Genomic DNA, 11,858 nt, shown 5'->3' with positions numbered 1-11,858 from the left:
AAGGCGTTTCCGCTTTTGTCAGCCAGCCGCCTGAGCCGGCGCATCCCACGCCGCATCGGGGTTCTGCAGATTCACCGAGCAGACGCTGATCAGGTTACGAAGTTTTTCCGCGATCACCTGGGCGCGGTGCCAGCTCAGGCCACCCATGACGATGTCGATGGACAGCAGGTCGTCCAGACGCTGGACATTGACCTGTTCCGGGGTGAGGAACTGCAGGGCGAACAGGTTCAGCACCCGCACCAGCAAATCCGGCTCGGCCTCGGCCAGAATCTGGTACTGCGCAAGGCAATGGGCGTTGCTGACGTTCCACACATCGGCACGGGGCGCTGGGGTGTTGACGGCTTCGAGGTGTGGCATGGCAGGTCTCCGGAATCAGTGGAGAAATTTTTACATTCGATGCCGGGCATTTCTTGTCTAAGATGAGCCGATTGGCCGGTTGATAGGGTTAATCAATTCGGCTTTGTCTGATTTTGAGGATTATTTATGCACAGTGAGCTGGACAGCTACGACCGGCGCATTCTCGCCCTGCTGCAAGAGGACGCTTCCCTGTCCAGCGCGCAGATCGCCGAACAGGTGGGCCTGTCGCAGTCGCCGTGCTGGCGGCGGATTCAGCGGATGAAGGAGGAGGGGATCATTCGCGGCCAGGTGACCTTGCTCGATCGCAAGAAAATCGGCTTGAACACGCAGATCTTCGCCGAAATCAAACTCAACGCCCACGGCCGTTCGAACTTCACCGAATTCACCGAGGCGATTCGCGGCTTTCCGGAAGTGCTGGAGTGTTACGTGCTGATGGGGGCGGTGGATTTCCTGCTGCGGATCGTCGCGGCGGACATCGAGGCGTATGAGCGATTCTTCTTCGAGAAGCTGTCGCTGGTGCCGGGGATTCAGGAAGTGAACTCGATTGTGGCGCTGTCGGAGATCAAGTCGACGACGAGCCTGCCGGTATTGCGCTGATGATCGTTCCCGTGAGCGGGAACGATCATCATCCGGGGATTACATGCGCAGCAGCATTTTCCAGGCGCGATTCTGGTAAACCGCAATCGCCTGATGCTTGCGTGCATCGAGCAGTTCATCGGTGATGGTCGGCTCGTTGGCCAGTTGCGCCAGTTTGTTCAGCTCGCCGTACAGACGATCCATTTCCGGGATCTCCAGCACGTTGCGCGCGTGGTGCAGCCAGACCTGGATGCGTTCGATGCGCGGCAGTTGCTCGGCCAGATCTTCCGGCTGCTGCTGATAACGCTGCAATTGCAGGGAAGTGGCTTCTTCGCCCAGCAGGCGCGGCAGCCAGCTTTGCAATTGCGCGGCACCCTGGCGATTGCCACGGGTGTTGCGGTCGGCAGCCCAGGTGCGGGCCAGCAACCAGCGCGACGTGTTCAGCGAGAACAGGCCCCAGCGCGGGTCTTCCAGCTCTTCGAGGAACTGCTCTGGCGCGGCTTTGCGCACGTCTTCGTCTTCAAGGCCGACCTGCACCAGTGGGCGCCAGTCTTCCAGCAATGCATCCAGTGCCACGCGCAGGTCGTGGGTCGACTGACGCGGCGCGGCCTGGCCGAGGCTGCTCAACAGGGCGCGCATTTCCGCGAGGCTCTCGACCCAGTCCTGCAGCAGGCGCCAGTGACCGTTGAAGCGATACTGTTCGGCCAGACGCTGGCTGCTGCCGAGCAAGTGCCAGCTCAGGGCGGCGAAGGCGTCGTCAAGCGGGGTTTCAGCGCTGATGGCCGGCGCCGGCAGGCTCAGCGAGTAGCTGTTGGCGTCGTACAGGCGATAGCCGCGCTCGGCCTTGCTGATGTCGCACGGCATCAGGGCCAGGGTTTCGGCCAGCTCGGCGGCCAGTTCCAGCAGCGCGGCAGGCTCGCCTTCGCGCAGTTCCAGTTCCAGCTCGCAGATTTCTTCTTTCTGCTTGCCGACCACCACATGGCCCAGGTCCAGCGCGGCTTCGATGACCACTTTGGTCTTGCCACGGCCCCAGGCGATTTCGGCGCGCTCGCGGACGAAATCGGTGGTGAAGATCGGTTTCAGGGTTTTCTTGTCCAGCTCGGCGAGGGACTCGGGCCAGCATTCGCCGTCGAGTTTCTTCACGTCGAGCTTGGCTTTGGGCAGGTGCCAGTCGTATTCGTTACGCTCGGACAGACCGGCGACGCTCTGGCCACGGGTCTTGAGGGTCTGAATCACTTCTTCGCCGTCCTTGCGCAGGCGCAGGGCAACCTTGGCCCGGGCCAGGTCACGCTCGGGCGTGTCGAAGTACTGATTCATCAACTCACGGCGTTCCCAGCCACTTTTGTTGCGTTTTTTCAGGAGAGGGTGCTCGCGCAGGGCGGCGAGGGTTTCGCGGCTGACGCGGAGTTTGATTTCGGTTTCTTTCTGCATGGCCGGAAAATCCAGGATCGGGAGCGCAGCCGGGGGAATGTGTGGCTGCCAAGGTCGTGCAGTGTACAGGACTGAACCTTCCTACGCTTTGCGGCGGTTTATTCTCGGCGCAGGATGGTTCTATGATGGACTTCAATCCGGGAGTTGGAGTCAGCGATGCCTTTGCCATCCATGCAAGACCAGTTCGCTGCACTGATCGCCGTGCCGTCGGTCAGCTGCACCCAACCGAACCTGGATCAATCCAACCGGGCGGTGATCGATCTGCTCGCCGGATGGCTCGGCGATCTGGGCTTCAGTTGCGACATCCAGCAGGTCAGCCCCGGCAAGTTCAACCTGCTCGCCAGTTTCGGCAGCGGCCCCCGCGGGCTGGTGCTGGCCGGGCACAGCGACACCGTGCCTTACGACGATGCATTGTGGAAAACCGATCCGCTGAAACTCACCGAAGTCGACGGCCGCTGGGTCGGCCTCGGCAGCTGCGACATGAAGGGTTTTTTCGCCCTGATCATCGAGGCCGTGCAACCGCTGCTCGACCAGCCGTTCAGGCAGCCATTGCTGATCCTCGCCACCTGCGATGAAGAAAGCTCGATGTCCGGTGCCCGGGCGCTGGCCGAAGCGGGGCGGCCGCTGGGCCGGGCGGCGGTGATCGGCGAGCCGACCGGGCTCAAGCCGATCCGCATGCACAAGGGCATCATGATGGAGCGCATCGATATCCTCGGGCAGAGCGGCCATTCGTCGGATCCGCGCCTGGGGCACAGCGCCCTCGAAGCGATGCACGACGCCATCGGCGAGCTGCGTGGCCTGCGTCTGCTGTGGCAACGCGAATTCAACAACCCGCAGTTCAGCGTGCCGCAGCCGACCATGAACTTCGGCTGCATCCATGGTGGCGACAACCCCAACCGCATCTGTGGTCAGTGTTCGCTGGAGTTCGATCTGCGGCCGTTGCCGGGAATGGACCCGAAAGTGCTGCGGGCCGAGATCCTGCGCAAGCTCAACCCGGTCGCCGAGCGGCATCAGGTGAAGATCGATTACGCGCCGCTGTTTCCCGAGGTGCCGCCGTTCGAGCAGTCCGAGGACGCCGAGCTGGTGCGAATCGCCGAAAAACTCACCGGCCACACGGCCGAAGCGGTAGCGTTCGGCACCGAAGCGCCTTATCTTCAGCGCCTTGGTTGCGAAACCATCGTGCTCGGCCCCGGCGACATCGCCTGTGCCCACCAGCCGGACGAGTACCTTGAAATGTCACGTTTGCAGCCTACCGTGCATCTATTGCGGCAGTTGATCGAACATTACTGTCTCAAAGCTGTATAAATTGCCGTCCGACCAACCCGTATTCATGAGGAGCGCGCGCGTGTCGCCAAGCCTGTTCCGACGATAACCATCAGCCCGCTGTGCGTTTTCCGTTTCGCCCTTTTTCCGGCTGCTATTTATTACAGGCCCAGGTTCATGCCCGAATACGTCAATTGGCTTCGTCACGCGTCTCCTTATATCAATGCCCACCGCGACTGCACCTTCGTCGTCATGCTGCCCGGCGACGGCGTGGAGCATCCGAATTTCGGCAACATCGTCCATGACATCGTGCTGCTGCACAGTCTCGGCGTGCGACTGGTGCTGGTGCACGGTTCCCGCCCACAGATTGAAACCCGCCTCGCAGCTCGTGGCCTGACCCCGCATTACCACCACGGCATGCGCATCACCGATGCCGCGACGCTTGAGTGCGTGATCGATGCGGTCGGCCAGCTGCGCATCGCCATCGAAGCGCGGCTGTCGATGGACATGGCCTCGTCACCGATGCAGGGCTCGCGCCTGCGGGTGGCCAGCGGCAACCTCGTGACCGCACGGCCAATCGGCGTGCTGGAAGGTGTCGACTATCACCACACCGGTGAAGTGCGCCGGGTCGACCGCAAGGGTATCAACCGCCTGCTCGACGAGCGCTCCATCGTGCTGCTGTCGCCACTGGGTTACTCGCCGACCGGTGAGATTTTCAACCTGGCCTGCGAAGACGTCGCCACCCGTGCCGCCATCGATCTGGGCGCCGACAAGCTGCTGCTGTTCGGTGCCGACCTCGGCCTGATCGACGAAAACGGCAAACTGGTGCGCGAGCTGCGCCCGCAACAAGTACCGGCGCATTTGCAGCGTCTGGGCAGCAACTATCAGGCAGAACTGCTGGATGCCGCCGCCGAAGCCTGCCGTGGCGGCGTGGCGCGTAGCCATATCGTCAGTTATGCCGAGGACGGCGCGCTGCTGACCGAACTGTTCACCCGTGACGGTGGCGGTACGCTGGTGGCCCAGGAGCAATTCGAGCTGGTGCGCGAGGCAGCGATTGAAGACGTCGGCGGTCTACTCGACCTGATCAGTCCGCTGGAGGAGCAGGGGATTCTGGTGCGTCGCTCCCGTGAAGTACTGGAGCGCGAGATCGAGCAGTTCAGCGTGGTCGAGCGCGAAGGGATGATCATCGCCTGTGCGGCGCTGTATCAGATTGCCGATTCGGATGCTGGCGAACTGGCGTGCCTGGCGGTGAATCCTGAGTATCGCCATGGCGGTCGCGGTGATGAATTGCTTGAGCGCATCGAGACCCGTGCCCGGGCGCAGGGCCTGAAGACTCTGTTCGTCCTCACCACTCGCACTGCCCACTGGTTCCGCGAGCGCGGCTTCGAGCCGAGCAGCGTCGAGCGCCTGCCGGCAGCGCGGGCTTCTCTCTATAACTATCAGCGCAATTCGAAGATCTTCGAAAAGTCCCTGTGAAGTGCGATTGCCCCCACCCAATGAGTGGGGGCAATGCTTTTATTCAGCTACAAACTTCGCACTGACATAAGGCGAGTAGTCGGGCAGTACGCTTTCGACCTTGCCTTGTTCCTTCAAAAACTTTGCCGTTTCGCCAATCGCCTTCGCCGTGCCGCCGTCCAGCAGCGCCGTGGTCTGTTGCACCTTGGCATCGGGGAACGCTGAACCTGCGAGCAATTCCGGGACGTCGGCGGCGTTGGCACCGGTCAGTTTGGCGATTTTCTGCACCGGCACCGAATCGGCGGTCCAGCTGTCTTTATGGGCGGCGTAGTCGGCGAACGAGTCCAGCGTCACCTTGGCGAATTTGGCCACGACCTCCGGATGCTTCTCGGCAAAGTCCTTGCGCGCGACCCAGACTTCAAAGGTTGGCGCGCCCCACTGGCCGACCTGTGCGGCGTCGGTCAGGGTCTTGCCGGTCTTGCGGATCTCGCCCAGTGCCGGCGACCAGACAAAGGCGCCATCGATGTCGCCGCGTTTCCAGGCCGCCGCGATTTCTGCGGGTTGCAGGTTAACCACTTTGACTTTCGAGGTGTCCAGGCCCCAGTGCTTGAGCGCGCCAAGCAGGCTGTAGTGGGAGGTGGAGACGAAGGGTGTGGCGATGGTCTTGCCCACCAGATCCTCGGGTTTGTCGATACCACTGCCGTTGCGCACCACCAGTGCTTCGGCGGCATTGATCTGTGCCGAAACGATGAAGGCGACAATCGGCAGGTTGCGCGAAGCGGCTGCCGCCAGCGGGCTGGAGCCGAGGTTGCCGATCTGTACGTCGCCGGAAGCGATGGCTGTCACTACTTCCGGGCCGCTGTTGAAACGGCGCCAGTCGATTTTCTCGCCTATGGTCTTCTCGTAAACGCCGTCGGCCTGGGGGACTTTGCTTGGATCGATGCCGGTCTGGTAGCCGACAGTGAGGCTGGAAGCATGGACAGAAAAAGAAATCAGCGCTGACACACAAACTGTAACAAATTGACTAGATAGTGCACGTTTGGCCATGATGGCGTCGCCTTTTCGATAGGGTTTGACGAATCGGGGTTTCGCCAAAGCTAAACGATCTAAAAAAAGGCTAATAAATACCATTTAGGAATGAGCTTAGGCGCCGATACGCTGTATCCCGGTACAGATGGCCACTATCCGGTCATATTCCTGAATGGTATGAAAAAGAATGAATAAATTCTTTTTGGGTTTATCTGGAAGTCTTTACCCTGCAAGGACCAAATAACTGCGATTAGACCTTGGTCGTAGACGCACAAGGTTACGATTGACTTGTCAGTCACGGTCTGGCGCTAATCGCGCATCTTAGGATCCAGGGGCATCAGACTCCGGACCAGGAACACAAGAATTAGAAACGAGAGGAGCGATACATGAACAAGTCCACCTTGGCCCTGGCCGTGGCCGTAGGGGTTATTGCGCAGCAGGCAGGCGCAGCCGGTTTCATCGAAGACAGCAAGGCCACACTGGGGCTGCGTAACTTCTACATCAACACCGACAACCGCGATGGCCAGCCGTCTGCGTCGTCGAACACCCGCAACAAGAACGCCGAGTGGGGCCAAGCCTTCGATCTGCGCTTCATCTCCGGTTACACCCAGGGCACCGTTCAGTTCGGTGTTGACGCCATCGGCCTGTACGGCGTGCGCCTGGACTCCAGCCGTGCCGAACACGGTAACTACACCGGCACTGCTTCGGGCGGCACCGTTTTCCCAAGCGATGGCAACGAAGCCGTACACGACTTCGCCAGCCTGGGTGTGACCGGCAAGGTCAAAATCTCCCAGACCGAGCTGAAGGTCGGTACCTTGCTGCCGAACAACCCGGTCATCAAGTACAACGATGGTCGTCTGGTGCCACAGACCTTCCAGGGCGAAGCGATCACGTCGAACGAGATCAAGGACCTGACCCTGACTGCCGGTCAGGTTGAAGCCGTCAAGGGCCGTAACTCGAGCAACAACGAGAACATGTCGATCGCTGGTGCGAACGCCGGTTCGAACTACGACGCCGGCGTGTTCAGCAACAAGTTCTACTACGCCGGTGCTGATTACAAAATCACCAAAGACCTGACCGCCTCGTACTACTACGGCGAGCTGAAAGAGTTCTACTCGCAGAACTTCCTGGGTCTGGTACACAACTGGGCCATCGGTCCAGGCGTACTGAAAAGCGACCTGCGTTACTACCGCAGCCGTGACAACGGCAACAACGGTGACACGCCTGCCTACTACACCAGCGGCTTCTACGGCGGCAAAACCGTCAAGGGCAAGGTCGACAACGATCTGTACAGCTACCTGGCTCTGTACTCGGTTGAAGGTCACACCTTCGGTGGCGGCTACCAGTACACCAAGGGCGACAGTGACTTCCCTTGGCTGAACCAGGGTGACGGCTCGTCCAACAGCACCATCACCGACATGCAGATCCAGAAGTTCGCCCGTGCCGGCGAGCGTACCTGGCAAGCTCGCTACGCTTATGACTTCGCCAAAGTCGGCGTACCTGGCCTGACCGCCGGTGTGATCTACCTGCGTGGCGACAACATCAATACCCCTCAGGGCGACAGCACCGAGTGGGAACGTGACCTGACCGTTGGTTACGTGATTCCGGAAGGCCCGCTGAAAAACCTCGGCGTTGCCTGGAAGAACGCTGTATGGCGCACCGACCTGGCGAACACCCGTTCCCAGGACGAAAACCGCCTGATCGTCAGCTACTCGATCCCGCTGCTGTAATAGCGCTCGAGCAACCGACGTAAAAAAGCCCCGTCCGGCATCGCGCCGGACGGGGCTTTTGTGTTTTCGGGTCAGGCCCACCCCCGTAGACCTTTCCCGACATTTCCCTCTTTACAGCAACTCAAGGCCTTCTCGAACCTTGGGGCCGATGTTCGGCGCGTTGCCGGCGAGCGTCCAGTGAACAGAAGTTTAATATTCTCAAATGGTCTAGATATCTAGTTATTTATTCTTTTTCTGAATGGCAAATCCCGAGCTACAGTTGAGGTCTCCAACAACTCATCAGGAGCAGCACCATGAGCCTCAGACTCGGCGATATCGCCCCCGATTTCGAACAGGACTCCAGCGCCGGCAAGATTCGTTTCCACGAATGGCTGGGCAACAGCTGGGGCGTGCTGTTTTCCCATCCGGCGGACTTCACCCCGGTGTGCACCACCGAGCTGGGCTTCACCGCCAAGCTCAAGGATGAGTTCACCAAACGCGGCGTGAAAGCCATCGCGCTGTCAGTCGACCCGGTTGATTCGCACCACAAGTGGATCGAAGACATCAACGAAACCCAGAACACCATCGTCAATTTCCCGATCCTGGCCGATGCCGATCGCAAGGTGTCCGATCTCTACGACCTGATCCACCCGAACGCCAGCGACACGCTGACCGTGCGCTCGCTGTTCGTGATCGATCCGAACAAGAAGATCCGCCTGACCATCACCTACCCGGCGAGCACTGGGCGCAACTTTCACGAAATCCTGCGGGTGATCGACTCGCTGCAGCTCACCGACAACTACAAGGTGGCCACGCCGGCCAACTGGCAGGACGGTGAAGAGGTGGTGATCGTGCCATCGCTCAAGGATGAAGACGAAATCAAGCAACGCTTTCCGAAAGGCTATCGCGCGGTGAAGCCGTACCTGCGCCTCACCCCACAGCCGAACAAATAATCTTCCTCGGATCGTTCCCACGCAGAGCGTGGGAACGATCAGTCACTACTAACCACGATGCAGGGTTTCAGGCCGTTTTCACGGCCTGTTTTTTTGCCCGGAAGAAAGTGTAACGCATATCTCCATAAAGAATAACCAAATGAATAAATATGATTTATGGATATATGAATCAGCTGATAAGGTCACTCTCATTGAAGCGAGATCGCAACCCGCGAATCGCCGGTAACGCTCAAGGAATCATCTGAATGCTGGTCGTCTCACTCGGTGGCAGTCCCAGTCAACGCTCCCGTTCCGGGGTGTTGCTGGAGCGCTCGCAACGCTGGTTGCAGCAGCAAGGGGTGGAAGTGGTGAGTTATCAGGTGCGGGACTTCCCGGCCGAAGACCTGCTCCACGCCCGCTTCGACAGCCCGAAGGTGCTCGACCTGCTGCAACAGATTGAAAACGCCGATGGCTTGCTGATCGCCACCCCGGTCTACAAGGCGTCGTTCTCCGGTGCACTGAAGACCCTGCTCGATCTGCTGCCGGAACGCGCCCTGAACCACAAGATTGTCTTGCCGATGGCCACGGGCGGCAGCATCGCCCACATGCTGGTGGTCGATTACGCGCTCAAACCGGTGCTGTCGGCGTTGAAGGCCCAGGAAATGCTGCAAGGGATTTTTGCCGAGGACAGCCAGATCGCTTACGGCGAAGGCAGTGCTGCGGCGCAACTGGCACCAGCCCTGGAACAGCGGCTGCACGAAGCGCTGGATCAGTTTGTCAGCGCCATGGCCCGCCGGCCGAAGCCGCTGGAGCCGGGGCTGTTGAATGAACGTTTGTTGAGTGCTCGCTGGAGCATTTGAGCCACATCGAAACTTGAAGTACTGGCCTTACTCGCCCGCCAACGGGCAAGCAGGTGCAGCCAAAACCCAACAGCAAAAAGGAGAGCGCTATGCGCACTGTATTTTTGCGTCGTGGTCTGGTCGCTCTGTTTGCTGCGGCTGTCACCTTCGGCGCCATCACTCAAGCTCAAGCCGAGACGTTGCGGATCGGTTATCAGAAGTACGGCACGCTGGTGCTGCTCAAAGCCAAAGGCACCCTGGAAAAACGTCTCGCCGCCCAAGGCGTCGACGTGCAATGGACTGAATTCCCCGGCGGCCCGCAACTGCTGGAAGGCCTGAACGTCGGCTCGATCGACTTCGGCGTCACCGGCGAAACCCCGCCGGTCTTCGCCCAGGCAGCCGGTGCCGATCTGCTCTATGTGGCCTACGAGCCACCCGCGCCGAACAGCGAAGCGATCCTCGTGCCGAAAGACTCGCCGATCAAATCGGTGGCGGATCTCAAGGGCAAGAAAGTCGCCCTGAACAAAGGCTCCAACGTCCACTACCTGCTGGTGCGTGCGCTGGAAGACGCCGGCCTCAAGTACACCGACATTCAAACCGTATTCCTGCCGCCGGCCGATGCCCGCGCCGCGTTCGAGCGTGGCAGTGTCGACGCCTGGGTCATCTGGGACCCGTACCAGGCCGCCGCCGAGCAACAGCTGCAAGCGCACACCCTGCGCGACGGCAAAGGCATCGTCGACAACCACCAGTTCTACCTGGCGACCAAACCCTACGCACAGAAAAATCCCGAGGTGATCAAGACCTTGGTGGAAGAAGTGCGCGCCGTCGGTGAGTGGTCGAAAGCCAACCCGCAAGACGTCACCCAACAGGTCGCGCCACTGTTGGGCCTGCCGGCAGACATCACCCTGACCTCGGTGAAACGCCAGGGCTATGGCGCGCTGTTCCTGACCCCGGAAGTGGTCGCCGCGCAACAGAAAATCGCGGACACCTTCTACCAGCTCAAGCTGATTCCCAAGCCGTTGAGCATCAAGGACGTGATCTGGACCCCACCGGCCGCTGTGGCCCAAAGCTCGGTTACCCAAGCCCAGTAAATCGAATTCCCAAGGAGACCACTCCATGAGCCTCAACATCTTCTGGTTCCTGCCTACCCACGGCGACGGCCATTACCTTGGCACCGCCGAAGGCGCCCGCGCCGTCGACCACGGCTATCTGCAACAGGTCGCGCAAGCGGCGGATCGCCTGGGCTTCGGCGGCGTGCTGATTCCCACTGGCCGCTCCTGCGAGGATTCGTGGCTGGTGGCAGCGTCGCTGATTCCAGTGACTCAGCGTCTGAAGTTTCTGGTCGCCCTGCGCCCCGGGATCATTTCCCCGACAGTGGCGGCGCGTCAGGCCGCGACCCTGGATCGACTGTCCGGCGGTCGTGCACTGTTCAACCTGGTGACCGGCGGCGATCCGGAGGAGTTGGCCGGCGATGGTCTGTTCCTTGATCACGAAGCGCGCTATCAGGCCTCGGTGGAATTCACCCGGATCTGGCGTCGTGTGCTGGAAGGCGAAACCGTGGATTACGACGGCGAGCACATCAGCGTGAAGGGCGCCAAATTACTCTATCCGCCGATCCAGCAACCGCGTCCGCCGCTGTACTTCGGTGGTTCGTCGGAAGCCGCGCAGGATCTGGCCGCCGAACAAGTGGAAATGGTCCTGACCTGGGGCGAGCCACCCGCAGCGGTGGCCGAGAAGATCGAACAGGTTCGCGCCAAAGCCGCCAAGCTCGGGCGCACCGTACGCTTCGGCATTCGCCTGCATGTGATCGTGCGGGAAACCAACGCTGAAGCCTGGCAGGCGGCGGATCGCCTGATCTCGCATCTGGACGACGACACCATCAAGCGCGCACAGGCTTCGCTGGCGCGGTTCGATTCGGTCGGCCAGCAGCGCATGGCCGCGCTGCACGGCGGCAGCCGCGACAACCTCGAAGTCAGCCCGAACCTGTGGGCCGGCGTCGGTCTGGTGCGCGGCGGTGCCGGGACGGCGCTGGTGGGCGATGGCCCGACCGTGGCTGCACGCGTGAAGGAATACGCGGCGCTGGGCATCGATACCTTCATCCTCTCCGGTTATCCACACCTCGAAGAGTCGTATCGCGTGGCCGAGCTGCTGTTCCCGCACCTCGACGTCGAGCGTCCGGAACTGCCGAAGAGCGCCGGTTATGTCAGCCCGTTCGGCGAGATGGTGGCCAACGACATTCTTCCCAAAGCCGCGTCCCAGAGCTGAGG

Annotated in this window: 11 protein-coding genes; 8 read left to right on the top strand and 3 right to left on the bottom strand. The window is 60.7% G+C overall.

The features are described 5' to 3' along the window. Positions 1-18: 18 nt before the first annotated feature. Positions 19-357: a hypothetical protein gene (locus CAG02_RS06185; RefSeq protein ID WP_085708982.1), complete on the bottom strand. Its 339-nt coding sequence runs from the start codon at positions 355-357 to the stop codon at positions 19-21. 126 nt (positions 358-483) lie between these two features. On the opposite strand from CAG02_RS06185, the gene CAG02_RS06180 reads away from it, so the two are divergent. Then, the gene (locus tag CAG02_RS06180; protein ID WP_007951785.1) at positions 484-954 is read left to right on the top strand and encodes an Lrp/AsnC family transcriptional regulator; all 471 of its coding nucleotides are present in this window, start codon (positions 484-486) and stop codon (positions 952-954) included. Positions 955-993: 39 nt separating this feature from the next. Here CAG02_RS06180 and CAG02_RS06175 read toward each other — a convergent pair whose 3' ends face one another. After that, positions 994-2,364 carry an inorganic triphosphatase gene (locus CAG02_RS06175; protein ID WP_085708983.1) on the bottom strand — a complete coding sequence of 457 codons (1,371 nt, stop codon included), beginning with the start codon at positions 2,362-2,364 and terminating at the stop codon, positions 994-996. 156 nt (positions 2,365-2,520) lie between these two features. Between CAG02_RS06175 and argE the strand changes: the two genes are divergently transcribed. Then, positions 2,521-3,669, top strand: coding sequence for an acetylornithine deacetylase (argE, locus tag CAG02_RS06170; protein WP_085708984.1), 1,149 nt, complete (start codon positions 2,521-2,523; stop codon positions 3,667-3,669). Positions 3,670-3,804: 135 nt separating this feature from the next. After that, the gene (argA, locus tag CAG02_RS06165) at positions 3,805-5,103 is read left to right on the top strand and encodes an amino-acid N-acetyltransferase (RefSeq protein ID WP_007951778.1); all 1,299 of its coding nucleotides are present in this window, start codon (positions 3,805-3,807) and stop codon (positions 5,101-5,103) included. Positions 5,104-5,142: 39 nt separating this feature from the next. On the opposite strand, the gene tauA is transcribed toward argA, so the two are convergent. Continuing rightward, entirely contained in the window at positions 5,143-6,132 is a 990-nt protein-coding gene (gene tauA, locus CAG02_RS06160) for a taurine ABC transporter substrate-binding protein (RefSeq protein ID WP_139831847.1), read from the bottom strand. A gap of 365 nt (positions 6,133-6,497) precedes the next feature. Between tauA and CAG02_RS06155 the strand changes: the two genes are divergently transcribed. The 5 genes from CAG02_RS06155 (at position 6,498) to ssuD (ending at position 11,856) form a co-directional block, all read left to right on the top strand. Continuing rightward, the gene (locus tag CAG02_RS06155) at positions 6,498-7,841 is read left to right on the top strand and encodes an OprD family porin (RefSeq protein ID WP_085708986.1); all 1,344 of its coding nucleotides are present in this window, start codon (positions 6,498-6,500) and stop codon (positions 7,839-7,841) included. Positions 7,842-8,134: 293 nt separating this feature from the next. Further along, positions 8,135-8,773: a peroxiredoxin gene (locus CAG02_RS06150; protein ID WP_085708987.1), complete on the top strand. Its 639-nt coding sequence runs from the start codon at positions 8,135-8,137 to the stop codon at positions 8,771-8,773. 245 nt (positions 8,774-9,018) lie between these two features. Further along, positions 9,019-9,612, top strand: a complete 594-nt coding sequence (gene ssuE / locus CAG02_RS06145) for an NADPH-dependent FMN reductase (RefSeq protein ID WP_085708988.1) — start codon at positions 9,019-9,021, stop codon at positions 9,610-9,612. An 89-nt stretch (positions 9,613-9,701) separates the two neighbouring features. Further along, the gene (locus tag CAG02_RS06140; RefSeq protein ID WP_085708989.1) at positions 9,702-10,682 is read left to right on the top strand and encodes a sulfonate ABC transporter substrate-binding protein; all 981 of its coding nucleotides are present in this window, start codon (positions 9,702-9,704) and stop codon (positions 10,680-10,682) included. 25 nt (positions 10,683-10,707) lie between these two features. Further along, positions 10,708-11,856, top strand: a complete 1,149-nt coding sequence (gene ssuD, locus CAG02_RS06135) for an FMNH2-dependent alkanesulfonate monooxygenase (RefSeq protein WP_085708990.1) — start codon at positions 10,708-10,710, stop codon at positions 11,854-11,856. Positions 11,857-11,858: the final 2 nt, after the last annotated feature.

Origin of the sequence: Pseudomonas sp. R43(2017) (assembly GCF_002112345.1) — a bacterium.
Taxonomy (GTDB): Bacteria; Pseudomonadota; Gammaproteobacteria; order Pseudomonadales; family Pseudomonadaceae; genus Aquipseudomonas; species Aquipseudomonas kribbensis.
Note: the sequence above shows the minus strand (reverse complement) of the source record. Positions and strands in the feature narration are given on the sequence as shown.

Coding starts and splice junctions, on each gene's coding strand:
- CAG02_RS06185 (WP_085708982.1), bottom strand. CDS start 357: ATGCCACACCTCGAAGCCGTCAACACCCCAGCGCCCCGTGCCGATGTG.
- CAG02_RS06180 (WP_007951785.1), top strand. CDS start 484: ATGCACAGTGAGCTGGACAGCTACGACCGGCGCATTCTCGCCCTGCTG.
- CAG02_RS06175 (WP_085708983.1), bottom strand. CDS start 2,364: ATGCAGAAAGAAACCGAAATCAAACTCCGCGTCAGCCGCGAAACCCTC.
- argE (WP_085708984.1), top strand. CDS start 2,521: ATGCCTTTGCCATCCATGCAAGACCAGTTCGCTGCACTGATCGCCGTG.
- argA (WP_007951778.1), top strand. CDS start 3,805: ATGCCCGAATACGTCAATTGGCTTCGTCACGCGTCTCCTTATATCAAT.
- CAG02_RS06155 (WP_085708986.1), top strand. CDS start 6,498: ATGAACAAGTCCACCTTGGCCCTGGCCGTGGCCGTAGGGGTTATTGCG.
- CAG02_RS06150 (WP_085708987.1), top strand. CDS start 8,135: ATGAGCCTCAGACTCGGCGATATCGCCCCCGATTTCGAACAGGACTCC.
- ssuE (WP_085708988.1), top strand. CDS start 9,019: ATGCTGGTCGTCTCACTCGGTGGCAGTCCCAGTCAACGCTCCCGTTCC.
- CAG02_RS06140 (WP_085708989.1), top strand. CDS start 9,702: ATGCGCACTGTATTTTTGCGTCGTGGTCTGGTCGCTCTGTTTGCTGCG.
- ssuD (WP_085708990.1), top strand. CDS start 10,708: ATGAGCCTCAACATCTTCTGGTTCCTGCCTACCCACGGCGACGGCCAT.